Source organism: Pasteurella oralis, from assembly GCF_002850605.1.
Lineage (GTDB): Bacteria > Pseudomonadota > Gammaproteobacteria > Enterobacterales > Pasteurellaceae > Pasteurella > Pasteurella oralis.
The window spans coordinates 102,939-119,374 of record NZ_NXGB01000004.1; the positions used below are offsets into that span (position 1 = coordinate 102,939).

General features: G+C 40.8%; 15 protein-coding genes. 12 read left to right on the top strand and 3 right to left on the bottom strand.

What is annotated here, in order from left to right; translation table 11 throughout:
- Genes C0975_RS06425 through araD form a run of 4 tightly spaced genes read left to right on the top strand, consistent with a single transcriptional unit; the run spans position 1 to position 3,700 of the window.
- Positions 1–1,452, top strand: a complete 1,452-nt coding sequence (locus C0975_RS06425; RefSeq protein WP_101775565.1) for an FGGY-family carbohydrate kinase — start codon at positions 1–3, stop codon at positions 1,450–1,452.
- Between the two features lie 22 nt (positions 1,453–1,474).
- Positions 1,475–2,122 (top strand): 3-keto-L-gulonate-6-phosphate decarboxylase UlaD, encoded by a 648-nt coding sequence (locus C0975_RS06430; protein WP_101775566.1) that lies wholly within the window; start codon positions 1,475–1,477, stop codon positions 2,120–2,122.
- Between the two features lie 28 nt (positions 2,123–2,150).
- Positions 2,151–3,011, top strand: coding sequence for an L-ribulose-5-phosphate 3-epimerase (locus C0975_RS06435; RefSeq protein WP_101775567.1), 861 nt, complete (start codon positions 2,151–2,153; stop codon positions 3,009–3,011).
- Complete coding sequence (araD, locus tag C0975_RS06440) at positions 3,005–3,700, top strand: L-ribulose-5-phosphate 4-epimerase (RefSeq protein ID WP_101775568.1); 696 nt, start codon at positions 3,005–3,007, stop codon at positions 3,698–3,700. The genes C0975_RS06435 and araD overlap by 7 nt, the downstream gene beginning before the upstream one ends.
- A gap of 48 nt (positions 3,701–3,748) precedes the next feature.
- Here the strand turns inward: araD and C0975_RS06445 are convergent, their stop codons facing one another.
- A complete protein-coding gene (locus C0975_RS06445; RefSeq protein WP_101775569.1) occupies positions 3,749–4,564 on the bottom strand; it encodes a pyridoxal phosphatase in 816 nt (271 codons plus the stop codon).
- Positions 4,565–4,736: 172 nt separating this feature from the next.
- Between C0975_RS06445 and tkt the strand changes: the two genes are divergently transcribed.
- The 3 genes from tkt (at position 4,737) to C0975_RS06460 (ending at position 9,356) form a co-directional block, all read left to right on the top strand.
- Positions 4,737–6,743, top strand: coding sequence for a transketolase (gene tkt / locus C0975_RS06450; protein WP_101775570.1), 2,007 nt, complete (start codon positions 4,737–4,739; stop codon positions 6,741–6,743).
- Positions 6,744–7,105: 362 nt separating this feature from the next.
- Complete coding sequence (gene asd, locus C0975_RS06455; protein ID WP_101775571.1) at positions 7,106–8,215, top strand: aspartate-semialdehyde dehydrogenase; 1,110 nt, start codon at positions 7,106–7,108, stop codon at positions 8,213–8,215.
- Between the two features lie 187 nt (positions 8,216–8,402).
- Positions 8,403–9,356 carry an alpha/beta fold hydrolase gene (locus C0975_RS06460; protein ID WP_174674047.1) on the top strand — a complete coding sequence of 318 codons (954 nt, stop codon included), beginning with the start codon at positions 8,403–8,405 and terminating at the stop codon, positions 9,354–9,356.
- Here C0975_RS06460 and crcB read toward each other — a convergent pair.
- Both crcB and C0975_RS06470 read right to left on the bottom strand, forming a co-directional pair.
- Positions 9,334–9,714, bottom strand: coding sequence for a fluoride efflux transporter CrcB (gene crcB, locus C0975_RS06465; RefSeq protein WP_101775573.1), 381 nt, complete (start codon positions 9,712–9,714; stop codon positions 9,334–9,336). The genes C0975_RS06460 and crcB overlap by 23 nt on opposite strands.
- Positions 9,715–9,743: 29 nt before the next feature.
- Positions 9,744–10,562, bottom strand: a complete 819-nt coding sequence (locus C0975_RS06470) for a Cof-type HAD-IIB family hydrolase (RefSeq protein ID WP_101775574.1) — start codon at positions 10,560–10,562, stop codon at positions 9,744–9,746.
- Positions 10,563–10,957: 395 nt separating this feature from the next.
- On the opposite strand from C0975_RS06470, the gene ilvG reads away from it, so the two are divergent.
- From ilvG to ilvD, 5 genes are all read left to right on the top strand, one after another.
- Positions 10,958–12,607 carry an acetolactate synthase 2 catalytic subunit gene (ilvG, locus tag C0975_RS06475; RefSeq protein WP_101775575.1) on the top strand — a complete coding sequence of 550 codons (1,650 nt, stop codon included), beginning with the start codon at positions 10,958–10,960 and terminating at the stop codon, positions 12,605–12,607.
- A 29-nt stretch (positions 12,608–12,636) separates the two neighbouring features.
- Positions 12,637–12,867 (top strand): acetolactate synthase 2 small subunit, encoded by a 231-nt coding sequence (gene ilvM / locus C0975_RS06480; protein WP_101775576.1) that lies wholly within the window; start codon positions 12,637–12,639, stop codon positions 12,865–12,867.
- A 20-nt stretch (positions 12,868–12,887) separates the two neighbouring features.
- On the top strand, positions 12,888–13,580 hold the full coding sequence (locus C0975_RS06485; RefSeq protein WP_101775577.1) for an aspartate/glutamate racemase family protein: 693 nt from the start codon (positions 12,888–12,890) through the stop codon (positions 13,578–13,580).
- A gap of 20 nt (positions 13,581–13,600) precedes the next feature.
- On the top strand, positions 13,601–14,497 hold the full coding sequence (locus C0975_RS06490) for a DMT family transporter (RefSeq protein ID WP_174674044.1): 897 nt from the start codon (positions 13,601–13,603) through the stop codon (positions 14,495–14,497).
- A gap of 81 nt (positions 14,498–14,578) precedes the next feature.
- Positions 14,579–16,414 (top strand): dihydroxy-acid dehydratase, encoded by a 1,836-nt coding sequence (ilvD, locus tag C0975_RS06495; protein ID WP_101775578.1) that lies wholly within the window; start codon positions 14,579–14,581, stop codon positions 16,412–16,414.
- Positions 16,415–16,436 lie beyond the last annotated feature (22 nt).

Consider the following 16,436-nt stretch of genomic DNA (forward strand, 5'->3'; position numbering starts at 1 on the left):
ATGAATTATTACTTAGGCATAGACTGTGGCGGAACTTTTATTAAGGCAGCGCTCTTTGATACTTCTGGCAAAATGTTTGGTTGTGTGCGTGAAAACGTCCAAGTGATTAGCGAACAAGCGGGCTATGCCGAACGTGATATGCACGAATTATGGCAAGTTTGTGCAACAGTCATCCGAAAAACGATTGAGCATAGTCAAATTGCAGCTAGTAACATCAAAGGTATTGGTATCTCTGCACAAGGCAAAGGCGCTTTTTTGTTAGATCAACAAAACAAGCCTCTTGGACATGCGATTTTATCTTCTGATCAACGAGCTTTAGACATTGTGAAACAATGGCAAAGCGCCGGTATTGCCGACAAACTTTATCCGATGACTCGACAGACCTTGTGGACAGGGCACCCTGTTTCAATTTTGCGTTGGGTCAAACAGCATGAACCCACACGCTATCAACAAATTGGTGCGGTATTAATGTCACATGACTATTTACGTTTTTGTTTAACTGGCGAACTATTTTGTGAAGAAACTAATATTTCTGAATCTAATTTATACAATATGCACACTGGTGAATATGATCCCGCACTTGCCGAATTATTAGGTTTAACAGGCATTACCAGCAAACTCCCACCGATCATCGCAGCCAATGAGATTGCAGGTTATGTCACGCCTGAAGCGGCAGAATTAACGGGATTGTGCGTTGGCACGCCTGTTGTTGGTGGCTTATTTGATGTGGTTTCAACCGCACTTTGCGCGGATCTAGATGATGAAACAAAACTTAATGCTGTACTAGGTACTTGGTCTGTGGTCAGTGGCATCACGACTCATATCGACGATAGCCAAACGCTGCCTTTTGTATATGGACGCTATGCACAAGCCGAAAAATTTATTATTCACGAAGCCAGTCCAACCTCTGCGGGGAATTTAGAATGGTTTGTTAAGCAATGGCAACTCGATTATCAACAAATTAACCAACTTGTCAGTGAGCTTGAACCTGCTGCCAGTTCGGTTTTATTTATTCCTTTTTTATATGGTTCCAATGCAGGTTTAGGGATGCAAGCTGGATTTTATGGTATCCAAGCGCATCACAGCCAAGCCCATTTATTACAAGCGATTTACGAAGGGGTATTGTTCAGTTTAATGCATCACCTCAATCGTATGCTACAACGTTTCCCACAAGCCACATTACTGCGTGTAACTGGTGGACCAACAAAATCCAATATCTGGTTACAAATGCTCGCTGATTTCACAGGAATGAAATTAGAAATCCCTCAAATTGAGGAAACGGGTTGTCTTGGTGCCGCATTAATGGCAATGCAAGGGGTTGGCGAGGCAAACAATGTCTTCCAAACACAAACCATGTTTAGTGTTGAACCTAATCCTGCTTACTTCACTGCTTATCAGCAGAAATATCAACGTTACCAGCAGCTCACTAAAGCACTACAGGCAATGATTTAATGATTATTTGATGAGGAAAAAAATGGCAAAACCACTTATTCAACTTGCGCTAGATGCAGTCGATTTAGATAGCGCACTTGTCACAGCAAAACATGCTGCAGACTCAGTCGATATTATTGAAGTTGGCACTATTCTTGCTTTTGCAGAAGGTATGCGAGCAGTGCGTACACTACGTGCCTTACATCCGGAGCATATCTTAGTCTGCGATATGAAAACAACCGATGCTGGCGCAATTTTAGCCGAAATGGCATTCAAGGCGGGGGCTGATTGGTTAACGGTCTCTGCTGCTGCGCATATTGCAACAATTGAGAGCTGCAAAAAAATTGCTGATCGCTACCACAAAGAAATTCAAATTGAAATCTATGGCAATTGGACATTTGAAGATGCCAAAACTTGGGTTGCGTTAGGTATTAACCAAGCGATTTATCACCGTGCACGCGATGCCGAAGCCGCAGGTAAAGGCTGGACAGAAGAAGATTTATCCACGATGAAAAAATTGTCAGAACTGGGGTTAGCGCTATCAATTACTGGTGGCATTGTGCCTGAAGATATTCATTTATTTAAAGATATCAATGCCAAAGCCTTTATTGCAGGACGTGTATTTACTGGCGAAAAAGGCAAACTCACTGCAGAAAAAGTGCGGTCAGAAATTGATAAATATTGGTCCTAATATTGCAGAGGCGAACAAGGAGTATATTGTGAGAAAACATAAAATCGGCATTTATGAGAAAGCATTGCCTAAAAACCTCAGTTGGCAGGATCGCTTATCCACTGCGAAAGCCTGTGGTTTCGATTTTGTCGAAATCTCAATTGATGAAACTGATGAACGTTTAGCACGTTTAGATTGGACAAAAGCTGAGCGCATTGAATTAGTCACAGCCATTATTTCAACTGGCATCACTATTCCATCCATGTGCTTATCGGGTCATCGCCGTTTTCCATTTGGTAGCCGAGATGAAGCAACGCGCCAAAAAGCCTATGACATCATGGAAAAAGCAATTCAACTTGTCGTTGACCTTGGTATTCGGACTATTCAACTTGCAGGTTATGATGTGTATTATGAACAACAAGATGAAGGCACAATTCAACGCTTCCAGCAAGGACTAGAATGGGCAGTCGCCCTTGCGGCAAGCCATCAAGTGACGCTTGCCGTTGAAATTATGGATACCCAATTTATCAGCTCTATTAGTCGTTGGAAGAAATGGGACGATATTATTCGTTCGCCATGGTTTACGGTTTATCCAGATCTAGGCAATCTCTCTGCTTGGAATGACAATGTGAGTGAAGAGCTTAAATTAGGTATCGACAAAATCTCTGCAATTCACTTGAAGGACACTTATAAAGTCACCGCTACTTGCCAAGGACAATTCCGTGATGTGCCGTTTGGTGAAGGATGTGTCGACTTTGTACAGTGTTTTCGTACTTTAGCAAAATTGAATTATCGTGGTGCATTTTTAATCGAAATGTGGACAGAAAAAGCAGAAGAACCAATTATGGAAATTATTCAAGCTCGTCGTTGGATTGAACAAAAAATGAAAGAAGGTGGTTTTCCATGTTAGAACAATTAAAACAAAAAGTGTTTGAGGCGAATTTAGCCTTACCAAAATACCATTTAGTTACCTTTACTTGGGGCAATGTGAGCGGTATCGATCGAGAAAAAAATCTGGTGGTGATTAAGCCCTCTGGTGTGGAATACGATGTCATGACCGCAGAGGATATGGTCGTGGTAGACTTATTCACAGGTCAGGTTGTTGAAGGGAGTAAAAAACCTTCCTCTGATACGGCAACTCACTTAGAACTTTATCGCCAATTTCCAACTCTTGGTGGTATTGTCCATACTCACTCTCGCCACGCGACGATCTGGGCACAAGCAGGCGAAGACTTAATTGCCGCAGGTACAACCCATGCAGATTATTTCTATGGTTCAATCCCTTGTACGCGCAAAATGACGCCTGCTGAAATTCAAGGTGACTATGAACTTGAGACTGGCAAAGTGATCGTAGAAACATTCCGTGTTCGCGGAATTGACCCCAAAGATGTACCTGCTGTATTAGTCCATTCTCATGGACCTTTTGCTTGGGGGACCGATCCGGATAATGCGGTACATAATGCCGTGGTATTAGAAGAAATTGGCTATATGAATTTATTTAGTCGCCAGCTTCGTCCAAATTTAGCGCCAATGCAACAAGAACTTCTTGATAAGCACTATTTACGTAAACACGGTAAAGATGCTTATTATGGACAATAGAAAAAGCAGTGCTAAGACAACAATGTGTTAGCACTTTTCGCGTAACGCTTAATCAATCAGAGAGGTTAATACCGAGGCGACAGCGTCTTCATCATGGCTTAAAGTCACTAAATGCGCTTGTTGTTTAATATCGGATTCAGCATTACCCATTGCAACACCTAAACCCACTGCATTTAACATTGAAATGTCATTATGATTATCACCAAAGGCGATAACAAGTTGTGGATCAATCTGCCATGCACTTAACAGTTCAAGTAATCTTGCGCCTTTTGTATTACCTGCATTGGCAATATCAACACGATCAACCCATGACCATTCACAACTAAATTCAGTGGGAGATAAATCATTCACAGCACGTTGCATCAGAGTACGATCAGGATGGCTAATCACAAATTTCCAAATCGTTTCATCATTGCTTAATAGTGCATTAAAATCGGAAACTTGGCGTAATTTAGGGCGTACCTCAAGAGGGCAACCTTGTACCCATTGTGAAAATTTACGCATATGTTCATTTAATGAGGAATAATTCATTTCATTACGTGAATACATTAGCAAATGCAATCCGTATTTTTCAGCCAATTGAATCACTTGCTGTGCTTGATTAAATGATAAGGGATTGGCGGCGAGTACGGTATCTGTCTGAGGTTGGTAAACATAAGTGCCATTACAACAAATCATTGGTGTTGTTAAATTTAATTCGTGATAATAAGGATAGGCGGCAGTATGATGCCGTCCTGTGACTAAAATGACTTTTAAACCTTTATTAACACAATTTTGAATCGCACTTTTACTCGAAGCTAAAATTTGTCCTTGGCTATTTAATAACGTACCATCAAGGTCAAAAGCAATTACTTGGTATTTCATCTTTTTTCCTGCATTGAATATTATTTATTCAGCACAGTATAGAGTGTTTAACGGAAAAAAGGAATGTATCTTGGCTACGAGTTATACAACACAAATTCATTATCCTTTGCAGGTAAAATAGAGTAAAATACTGTTCAAATTTAAGTCTTAATTCACTTAGGAGCAAATCATTATGGCAACACGTAAAGAACTGGCAAATGCTATCCGTTTTTTAAGCATGGATGCAGTACAAAAAGCAAAATCAGGTCATCCGGGCGCGCCAATGGGAATGGCTGATATTGCTGAAGTATTATGGCGTGATTTCTTAAAACACAATCCAACGAATCCACACTGGGTCGATCGCGACCGTTTCATTCTGTCTAATGGTCATGGTTCGATGTTGATTTATAGCCTTTTGCATTTAACTGGCTATGATTTATCAATTGATGATTTAAAACAATTCCGTCAATTACATTCTAAAACACCAGGTCACCCAGAATATGGTTATGCGCCAGGTGTCGAAACCACTACAGGTCCGTTAGGACAAGGGATTACTAATGCGGTTGGTTTTGCAATTGCAGAGAAAACTCTCGCCCATCAATTTAACCGTCCAGGTCATGAGATTGTCGACCATTATACTTACGTGTTCTTAGGTGATGGTTGTTTAATGGAAGGTATCTCACATGAAGCTTGTTCATTAGCAGGCACATTAGGTTTAGGTAAATTAATTGCTTTCTATGATGACAACAATATCTCAATTGATGGTCATGTAGATGGTTGGTTCACTGATGATACGCAAAAACGTTTCGAAGCTTATGGCTGGCATGTGATTCCTGCGATTGATGGACATAACTCAGAACAAATCATTGAGGCAGTAAAAAAAGCACAAGCCGAAAAAGACAAACCAACTTTAATCATCTGTAAAACAATTATTGGTTTTGGTTCACCAAACAAAGCAAACTCTCATGATAGCCATGGTGCACCATTAGGCGATGAAGAAATTGCTTTAACACGTAAAGCATTAAATTGGGAACACGCACCATTTGAAATTCCTGCCGATATCTATGCACAGTGGGATGCTAAAGGAAAAGGTGGTGTTGCTGAAAAAAATTGGGAGGAAAAATTTGCTGCTTATGCCAAAGCGCATCCTGAATTAGCCGCTGAATTTACTCGCCGTGTTAATGCAGAGTTACCGGCTAACTGGGCAACAGAATCACAAGCATTCATTGAAAAACTGCAAGCTAACCCAGCAAGTATTGCAAGCCGTAAAGCATCACAAAATGCGATTGAAGCTTACGCAAAATTACTACCTGAATTCTTAGGTGGTTCGGCTGACTTAGCAAGCTCTAACTTAACCTTATGGTCTGGCTCAAAACCAATTCGTGCAGTAGAAAATGCGGATGGTAACTACATCAACTATGGCGTACGCGAATTTGGTATGTCAGCCATTATGAATGGTATTGCCTTACATGGAGGTTTCATCCCTTATGGTGCAACATTCTTAATGTTCATGGAGTATGCTCATAATGCCGTGCGTATGGCTGCATTAATGAAACAACGTTCATTATTTGTTTACACCCACGATTCTATCGGTTTAGGAGAAGACGGTCCAACCCACCAACCTGTTGAACAAACCACCACATTACGTTTAATTCCAAATCTTGAAACATGGCGTCCATGTGACCAAGTGGAATCTGCGGTAGCGTGGAAAGCGGCAGTTGAACGTAAAGCAGGTCCGAGTGCACTTATCTTTACGCGCCAAAATCTTACACAAATGGAACGCACTTCAGAACAGCTTGCTAATGTTGCACGTGGCGGTTATATCTTGCGTGATTGCTGTGAAAAAGGTGATTGTCCTGATCTTATTTTCATCGCGACAGGTTCTGAAGTAGAGCTTGCGATGAAAGCCGCTGAAATATTAGACGCAGAAGGTAAAAAAGTCCGCGTTGTTTCAATGCCAAGCACCAATGTATTTGATAAACAAGATGCAGCCTACCGTGAAAGCGTATTACCAAGCAAAGTCACTAAACGTGTCGCAATTGAAGCAGGAATTGCAGATTTCTGGTATAAATATGTAGGCTTTGAAGGCCGTGTTATCGGCATGAATAGCTTCGGTGAATCAGCGCCAGCAGACCAATTATTTAAACTCTTTGGTTTCACTGTTGAAAACGTTGTAGCGAAAGCAAAAGAGATTTTATAATCACTCAAAATCTATATCATATTGGGCAGTCTTCATCGGCTGCCCTTATTTATTGCCCTGTATAACTCTTGATGCTCCACTCATTTACTAATTAGTCTAGCGCATCTCGTTATTTTTTATCAGGATGAACCATACCCAAGTTACCTAAACTTGCTCAAAACTGACCGCACTTTTATTGCATTACGTCACACCATCAACTTTAATCCAATTCAAAAATTTAGATAATCTATTACTCAAATACAATAATCCATTAACTTTTGTTGCTTTTTAAACAAAAACGCTTGCTTTTATCTAAGCTATCTTGTAATTAATTAACTTCAATCAAACACAATATCATTCACTTTTAATATAAGGAAAATTTTATGCAAAACGTTGGTTTTATCGGTTGGCGTGGGATGGTGGGATCCGTATTAATGGATCGTATGCAACAAGAAAATGATTTTGCAAACATCAATCCAGTGTTTTTTACTACCTCGCAAGCAGGCCAAAAAGCCCCCGTATTTAGTGGCAAAGACGCAGGTGAATTAAAAAATGCTTTTGATATCACCGAACTACAAAAATTGGATATTATCGTCACCTGCCAAGGTGGTGATTATACTAATGATGTCTATCCAAAACTACGTGCTGCTGGCTGGAACGGTTATTGGATTGATGCAGCTTCTGCACTACGTATGGAAAAAGATGCCATTATTGTACTGGATCCAGTGAACCAAAACGTGATTAGCGCAGGCTTAAAAAACGGTATTAAAACTTACGTTGGTGGTAACTGTACTGTCAGTTTGATGTTAATGGCGCTAGGTGGCTTATTTGAACGTGATTTAGTTGAATGGGTTTCAGTGGCAACTTATCAAGCAGCAAGTGGCGCAGGCGCTAAAAATATGCGTGAATTGTTAGTCCAAATGGGACAATTAGAAGACAGTGTGAAAGCGGATCTCGACAATCCTGCTTCTTCAATTTTAGAAATCGAACGTCAAGTTACTGCCAAAATGCGTGGCGACTTACCTATCGATAATTTTGGTGCACCATTAGCAGGTAGCTTAATTCCTTGGATCGATAAACTGTGGGAAGGCGGTCAAACCAAAGAGGAATGGAAAGGTTATGCTGAAACAAACAAAATTCTAGGCTTAGACGATAGTCCAATTCCTGTAGATGGTTTATGCGTACGTATCGGTGCATTACGCTGCCACAGTCAAGCTTTTACTATCAAAATGAAAAAAGATTTACCATTAGAGGAAATCGAGCAAATTCTTGCAAGCCATAACGAATGGGTAAAAGTGGTTCCAAATGAAAAAGAAGCAACTTTACGCGACTTAACTCCAACTAAAGTGACGGGTACATTAGAAATTCCAGTCGGTCGCTTACGTAAACTGAAAATGGGACCTGAATATGTCGCCGCTTTCTCAGTAGGTGATCAATTATTATGGGGTGCTGCAGAGCCACTACGCCGCATTTTAAAACAACTTGTCGCGTAACACGAAATCATTCTCCACCTTAAAAGTGCGGTCAGTTTTAGCTTATTTTTATCATTGACCGCACTTTTTTCTCTCTAACATAACTTATCAATACCCACGTTAGTCTTACACGGTGATTTTCAGCCAGCGCTGTAACGAAATATGCTATGATTAACCCGTTTTTAGTTTTGATTTAGAGTAGGCTATGATTCAACGCGAACCCCACTTCACTCACTTTGCTTTAGCAGAACTACATCCTTTTGCAGCCCAGTTTCCATTACAAGATCTCACGGGCAAACAAGGTGTGCGTATTACTTACCGCCATTTTGTCCAAGACCATCCCGTTGAACGTAGATTAGTGATTTTAGTTAATGGGCGCGCTGAAAACTTGTTGAAATGGACTGAACTTGCTTATGATTTTTATCAACAAGGTTATGATGTATTAGTGTTTGATCATCGCGGACAAGGCTATTCACAGCGTTTATTAAAAGATCATGATAAAGGTTATATTGATGAATTTCGTTTTTATGCTGATGATATTGCTTTGTTGCTAGAAAAAATCACCTCGCTATATCACTATCAAAGCCAACATATTTTGGCACATTCTCTGGGGGCATTAATCAGCACTTACTACCTCGCTAATTATGATCATCAAGTACAAAGTGCGGTCTTTTCTGCGCCATTTTATGGCATTCCACTGCAACATTCATTGCGCGATGAATTGATTATTAATTTGATGGTGCTATTTGGGCAAGGTGCACGCTATGTATTCGGTAGAGGGAAATATAAACCCGCAGATTTAGACAAAAACGATCTCAGTTGTTGCCGCACAAGAATGAAATGGATGAATCGCATTAATCGTCGTCATCCACATATTCATTTAGGCGGTCCCACTTTCCGTTGGGTACATTTATGCTTTAATGCAATTAAAAAATTACCAACGATTTTACCACGCATTGAAATTCCAGTGCTGATTTTACAGTCCGAAAAAGAAAAGATTGTGGATAACAAAAATCTGCAAAAACTGACCGCACTTTTACCACAAGGTCAGCTCATCCAGATTGAGCACAGTAAGCATGAGATTCTATTTGAGCGCGATCCAATTCGTAATTTGGCATTAGCGAGAATTAAGCAATTTTTTACTGAAAATAACGCCAAATAACGACACCTAGCGTAGTAAAAAACAGACAGCCAACTAAATGCAATGAAACAATAGCCATGCCTTCCAACCACTTATGCTGAACAAAATGCTCAATCACTTCTGCACTGAATGATGAAAAGGTAGTTAAACTGCCTAAAAAGCCTGTCACGAAAAACAAACGCCATTCAACCGAAAACGCAGGAAATTGCCACAATATGGCTAACATAACGCCCATGATTAAACAGCCTATATAATTCGCCACTAATGTCCCAAAGGATAAAAAAGCAAAAAATGGATTGAGTAATAGTATCAATCCATAACGCAACATCGCGCCAAGAGCAGCGCCACCGCTAATTAAGAACAAATTCAACAGATTCATATCATAAGCAATAAACTGGATTGAATCGCTTACACAATGTCAAATATGGTGCGAATATAATTTGCCACAGATTCTTGTGCATTGAAGCCAATTACTTCCAAATCTGGACAAGCTGCTTTTAAGCGCGGATCCGCATTGCCCATTACGCAACCTTTGCCAACTTGGGTTAACATTTGTACATCATTCATACCATCACCAAAAGCAAGGCATTGCTGCATATCATAATCACGTTCTGCGAGTACTTGTGCAAGCGCACTCGCTTTAGAAACATTGCGATTCATAACTTCTAAACACTGCGGTGTTGAATAAGTAATGCTTGTCACATCACCATAAGTCTTTTTCAAATGCGCCTCTATCTCCACCAGATCCTGAGGTTCGCGTCCAATAAAGAATACTTTTTCTGTCGCACGCCCATGATGTTGCGCAAAATCGACAACTTCATACATAAAACCAGAATCCTGATGATATTTACGTAACTGGGGTACTTCAATATTAATAAACCAATCATCCCCCTGATATGAATTGACACACACACGTGTGCGATCAAAAGGTAAATTCATGATTTCAAGTGCAGTCCGTTCAGGCAAATAATTACGTACTAATAGATTACCTTGTAGATCTTGCGCTCTTGCACCATTTGAGGTGATCATCACCGCGTTTTCAATATTCACTTTTTTTAAGATTGGCATTAAATCAGTATGATTACGCCCTGTTGCCAACATAATATCGATGCCTTTAGCAGCGAGTTTTTGTAGCGTTTCAATGGTGAAATCACCAATCACATGATTTGCATTGAGCAAAGTACCATCTAAGTCAGAGACAATGGCACGGAAAGGACATTTTTGCATAGTCTATCTCTATCCTACTGTCGAAAAATTCTGTTTATGATAACACAACCCAGTGAGTGCCGCGAAAAAATGAATAAAATGGAAATACATTGCACAATAAGACAATAAACGAAAACGTTTTCCTCTTTTTTATAAAATTGTAAAAAAATTGTTTGCGCTGAAAAAAAAATATGATATGAATATAAAACACACAACAGCATACTAACTATTTGGACATAAAATGATGGCATTACGCCCTGTGATCAACATTATTATTAACCTCGTGGTGATTATTATCACTGCGGGGCGAGTGCGTTAATGTTTGATTAGCAGTACACAAAGAGATCAAATATAACCCTCGTCTGATAATCGACGAGGGTTTTTTTATACATAAGAAATAAGTAAGGGTGATTAGCATGAATGGGGCAAGATTAGTAACAGAAAGTTTGAAAGCGCATGGTGTCACGAGCGTATTTGGCTATCCAGGCGGCGCGATTATGCCAGTGTATGACGCATTATATGATGCAGGGATTGAACATTTACTCTGCCGTAATGAGCAAGGTGCCGCGATGGCAGCAATTGGGTATGCTAGAGCGAGTGGTAAAGTCGGTGTCTGTATTGCTACGTCTGGACCTGGTGCTGCTAATTTAATCACAGGCTTAGGTGATGCCTTAATGGATTCTATCCCCGTTGTGGCAATTACGGGGCAAGTTGCCTCGCCGCTTATTGGTACTGATGCCTTCCAAGAAGCCGATGTATTAGGCATGTCACTTGCTTGTACTAAACACAGTTTCTTAGTCCAACATATCAATGAATTACCTGAAATTATCGCCAAAGCCTTTCAAATTGCTGCCAGCGGTAGACCTGGTCCTGTCTTGATCGATATTCCAAAAGATGTTCAAGTTGCTCCCACTGAACTGAATCCTGTTGTTTTTGCACAGGAAAAACCTACCGCCTTATCTGATGAAAATTTAACCCAAGCTTTAGCTTTATTGAAAGCGGCTAAACGCCCTGTCATGTATGTTGGAGGCGGTGTCGGTATGGCAAATGCTGTTGCTGAATTACGCCAATTCTTAGCCGTAACCCAAATGCCAAGTGTTTCAACTTTAAAAGGACTTGGTACAATCAATCCTGATCACCCTTACTATATGGGTATGATTGGCATGCACGGTACTAAAGCAGCTAACTATGCTGTCCAAGAATGTGATTTATTACTCGCCTTTGGCGCCCGTTTTGACGATCGGGTAACGGGGAAATTAGACACTTTTGCACCTCATGCTAAAGTGATTCATGCGGATATTGATATTGCTGAAATCGGTAAGTTACGCCGTCCAGATGTCGCATTGTGTGGCGACATTGTACAAGCCTTTAAAGCACTTACTGTCCCTTTAACACTCACCGCATGGCAAAATCGAGTACAACAACTGAAGCAGCAACATGATTTTTGCTATGGTGAAAATCAAGGTGATCGCTTTATTAACCCGCTCTGGTTATTACATACTCTCTCTAACAAAAAGCCACAACGTGCTGTTATCACTACTGACGTGGGTCAACATCAAATATGGTCTGCACAACATATGCAACATTTTGCACCAACTAATTACATTACTTCTGCTGGGTATGGCACTATGGGTTTTGGCTTACCTGCCGCTATTGGTGCGAAAAAAGCGCGCCCAGAAGATGATGTCATCGTGATTTCAGGTGATGGCTCTATCATGATGAACATTCAAGAATTAGGTTCAATTAAACGTGGTAAAACACCAGTAAAAATTGTGTTATTAGATAACCAACGCTTAGGAATGGTACGTCAATGGCAAGAGCTGTTCTTTAATGCTCGCTTTAGTAGCACGATCTTAGATGATAACCCTGACTTTGTCATGTTAGCCGCTGCCTTTGGTATTCAAGGTGAACGTATTACCAAAGGGGAAGAAGTCAATGCGGCATTAGATCGTTTACTAGCAAGTAAAGAAGCCTATTTTTTACATGTTTGTATCTCAAGTAATGAGAATGTCTGGCCATTAGTCCCACCAAATGCCTGCAATATGGATATGTTAGAAAACATGTAAAGTGCGGTCGATTTTGAGGAAATTTTTATATGCAAACTTATCAATTCACATTAAAAGCAAACCAACGTCCAGAAACCCTTGAACGTATTTTACGTGTTATTCGCCATCGTGGTTTTTATGTTGTTGCACTGCAAGTCCAAACAGAAAATAACATAGCACATTGTGATTTTACTGTAAAAAGTGAACGTACTTTAAGTTTACTGGTTAATCAATTAAGTAAAATGTACGATGTATCAGCCATTAATCTAGTACAAGCATAAAACAGGTAAGGAAAACGTTCATGAAAACACTCGGTATTATTGGTGGCATGTCACCTGAAAGCACAATCACTTATTACAACCTAATCAACCAGTTAGTGAATCAAGCAAAAGGTGGAAATCATAGTGCACCATTAGTCATTGTCAATGTTGAATTTGAACAAATTGTACGCTTACAAAAACAAGGTGAATGGTACTGTGCGGGTGAAATCTTAGCAGCTGCTGCGCAAAAATTAACACAAATCGGGGTGGATGGCGTGCTGTTAGCCACGAATACAATGCATAAAGTTGCACCACAAATTATTCAAGCCATTGATGTCCCTTTTCTGCATATTATTGATGCCACAGCAAAAGCCATTAACGCCAAACAAATTAACCAAATCGCTTTATTAGGTACGCAATTTACCATGCAAGATCACTTCTATCGTGATCTCTTACTTGCACGTGGCATCACTCCGATCGTACCAAACAATGAACAACAACAAGAAATTCATCGTATTATTTTTACTGAACTTTGTATCGGCAAAATCAAATCTGAATCTAAGCAATTTTATCTTGACGTCATTGCAGAGTTAGAAAAACAAGGCGCACAGGGTGTGATTTTAGGTTGTACTGAGATTGGCTTATTAATTAATCAGCAAGATGCGACGCTGCCATTTTTTGATACCAGCATATTACACGCACAAAAAGCCGCTGAATTTATTCTGACTGAATAAGCGCTGATTAAAGGAAAAATATGACACATTTCGCTCCTACAGAAAAAACCGCCATGATTGGCTTAGTGGTGGGTTGCATTATTTTTGGTCTTGGTAGTTTAATTGTGGCTTATGTACCCGTTGGAGCCTATGCCATTGCTTTTTGGCGTTTATTGGTCGCAGCCATGATTTTTTATACGTTAGCCAAGTGCTTTAAACAATATGCTCCGATTTCAAGTAAAGCAAAACATTACGCGCTCATTTCTGGTGCATTTTTAGGCTTAGACTTAGCCTTATGGCATGAGAGTATTTATGCTGTAGGTCCAGGCATTTCGACTTTGTTAAACAGCCTGCAAATTTTTTGGCTCTCTGCAATTGGTTTTTTCTGGTTTCGTGAACGGCAAAGTACTTTACAGTTATTCAGTCTCTGCCTTGCCGTATTCGGTGTGGCATTAATTGGCAGTCCTGAGTTTAAACAAAATGACAATGCACTGTGGGGATTTGTTTCGGGTATTGTGTCAGGACTAATGCTCGCCTTATCTATGGTCTATATTCGTAAAACACAACAAGCTGCAGTGACCCCCATTTTCCCATTAATGTTCCGCGTCAGTGTAGGCGGAATGTTAATTCTGTTTGTGCCTGCATTATGGCTTAACAGTACTCAGCTTTGCCCAACAACGTGGGAACAATTGGGGTTAATACTGATTTATGGCGCGGTCATGCAATGTTTAGCTTGGGGCATGATCGCCTACTCCATTCCGTTGTTATCCCTTAGCGTCACAGGGCTGTTACTGCTTTCAGAGCCTGTTGCTGCGTTAGTAATCGATTACTTATTGCTCAATAAAATGATCAATGGGTTACAATGGTACGGGGCACTGCTAACCATGTTAGCCATTTATTTAGGGTCATTACGACCAACTAAGCCACCTAAATACTAGGAAGGACAATTTAATCGTGCTGACTCACACTTATTACACAACAGCGAGTCAGCGAAACACAACATTACACTTGGAGAGATTATGCCAAAATTACGTTCAGCAACCAGCACACAAGGTCGCAATATGGCGGGGGCAAGAGCCTTGTGGCGTGCAACAGGAATGACCGATAAGGATTTTGGAAAACCCATCATTGCAGTGGTCAATTCTTTTACCCAATTTGTTCCCGGTCACGTCCATTTAAAAGATATTGGCCAATTAGTCGCCCGCGAAATTGAAAAAGCCGGTGGTGTCGCCAAAGAATTTAATACCATCGCGGTGGATGATGGTATTGCGATGGGACATGGTGGGATGCTCTACTCCTTGCCTTCGCGCGATTTAATTGCAGATTCTGTGGAATATATGGTTAACGCACATTGTGCTGATGCAATGGTGTGTATTTCCAATTGTGACAAAATCACACCAGGTATGTTAATGGCAGCATTGCGCCTCAATATTCCAACCATCTTTGTGTCAGGCGGACCAATGGAAGCGGGTAAAACCAAATTGTCAGATCAAATTATTAAACTGGATTTAGTCGATGCCATGATTCAAGGGGCAAATCCCAATGTATCAGATGAAGACAGCGATAAAATTGAGCGCTCTGCTTGCCCAACCTGTGGTTCTTGCTCTGGCATGTTCACCGCCAATTCGATGAACTGCTTAACTGAAGCATTAGGCTTAAGCTTGCCAGGCAATGGTTCCTGTTTAGCCACTCACGCCGACCGTAAACAATTATTTTTAGCAGCAGGAAAGCAAATTGTTGAACTTTGCAAACGCTATTATGAACAAGATGATGCTCGCATTTTACCACGTCATATCGCCACCAAAGCCGCCTTTGAAAATGCCATGAGTCTTGATATTGCAATGGGCGGTTCGACTAATACCGTATTACACCTACTTGCTGCGGCACAAGAAGCCGAAGTAGACTTCAGTATGGCAGATATTGATCGCTTGTCCCGCCAAGTCCCTTGCTTAAGTAAAGTCGCCCCAAATACACAGAAATACCATATGGAAGACGTACACCGTGCAGGTGGTATTATGGCGATTTTAGGTGAATTGGATCGTGCAAATTTATTGCACAATGATACTCGTACCGTATTAGGTTTAAGCCTAGCAGAACAGCTTGCGCGCTATGATATCAAGTTGACACAAGATGAAAAGGTACATACCTTCTTCCGTGCGGGTCCTGCAGGTATCCGTACTACAGAAGCGTTCTCACAAGATTGTCGTTGGGATAGTCTAGATGATGATCGTGAAAATGGTTGTATCCGCAGCAAAGCATTTGCTTATAGTCAAGATGGGGGATTAGCAATGCTTTCAGGCAATCTTGCCCAAGACGGTTGTATTGTCAAAACCGCTGGCGTTGATGAATCAATCTTAAAATTTACAGGCCACGCAATTGTGTTTGAAAGCCAAGAAGAGGCGGTTACAGGCATTTTAGGCGGTAAAGTGCAAGCAGGTCATGTGGTCGTCATTCGCTACGAAGGTCCAAAAGGCGGTCCTGGCATGCAAGAAATGCTGTATCCAACCAGTTATTTAAAATCAATGGGCTTAGGTAAAGCCTGTGCATTATTAACGGATGGACGTTTCTCTGGTGGTACCTCGGGTTTGTCTATTGGTCACGTTTCACCAGAAGCAGCCGCAGGCGGAATGATAGGCCTAGTCAAAAATGGGGATACAATTGAAATCGATATTCCAAATCGTTCAATCCAATTATGTGTCGCTGAAGAGGAGCTAAACCAACGCCGCATTGAGCAAGATAAGCTCGGCTGGCAGCCAACTAACCGCCAACGTGAAGTGTCATTTGCCTTAAAAGTTTATGGGCATTTTGCCACTTCAGCAGACAAAGGTGCCGTGAGAGATAAAAGCAAAATTTAAAGGCTCTTCCCCTTTTTTTATT

Excerpts from the sequence above, each read along its gene's own strand:
- crcB (WP_101775573.1), bottom strand. The coding sequence starts at position 9,714 with ATGAATCTGTTGAATTTGTTCTTAATTAGCGGTGGCGCTGCTCTTGGC.
- tkt (WP_101775570.1), top strand. The coding sequence starts at position 4,737 with ATGGCAACACGTAAAGAACTGGCAAATGCTATCCGTTTTTTAAGCATG.
- araD (WP_101775568.1), top strand. The coding sequence starts at position 3,005 with ATGTTAGAACAATTAAAACAAAAAGTGTTTGAGGCGAATTTAGCCTTA.
- C0975_RS06485 (WP_101775577.1), top strand. The coding sequence starts at position 12,888 with ATGAAAACACTCGGTATTATTGGTGGCATGTCACCTGAAAGCACAATC.
- C0975_RS06430 (WP_101775566.1), top strand. The coding sequence starts at position 1,475 with ATGGCAAAACCACTTATTCAACTTGCGCTAGATGCAGTCGATTTAGAT.
- ilvD (WP_101775578.1), top strand. The coding sequence starts at position 14,579 with ATGCCAAAATTACGTTCAGCAACCAGCACACAAGGTCGCAATATGGCG.
- C0975_RS06445 (WP_101775569.1), bottom strand. The coding sequence starts at position 4,564 with ATGAAATACCAAGTAATTGCTTTTGACCTTGATGGTACGTTATTAAAT.
- asd (WP_101775571.1), top strand. The coding sequence starts at position 7,106 with ATGCAAAACGTTGGTTTTATCGGTTGGCGTGGGATGGTGGGATCCGTA.
- ilvM (WP_101775576.1), top strand. The coding sequence starts at position 12,637 with ATGCAAACTTATCAATTCACATTAAAAGCAAACCAACGTCCAGAAACC.
- C0975_RS06470 (WP_101775574.1), bottom strand. The coding sequence starts at position 10,562 with ATGCAAAAATGTCCTTTCCGTGCCATTGTCTCTGACTTAGATGGTACT.
- ilvG (WP_101775575.1), top strand. The coding sequence starts at position 10,958 with ATGAATGGGGCAAGATTAGTAACAGAAAGTTTGAAAGCGCATGGTGTC.
- C0975_RS06490 (WP_174674044.1), top strand. The coding sequence starts at position 13,601 with ATGACACATTTCGCTCCTACAGAAAAAACCGCCATGATTGGCTTAGTG.
- C0975_RS06425 (WP_101775565.1), top strand. The coding sequence starts at position 1 with ATGAATTATTACTTAGGCATAGACTGTGGCGGAACTTTTATTAAGGCA.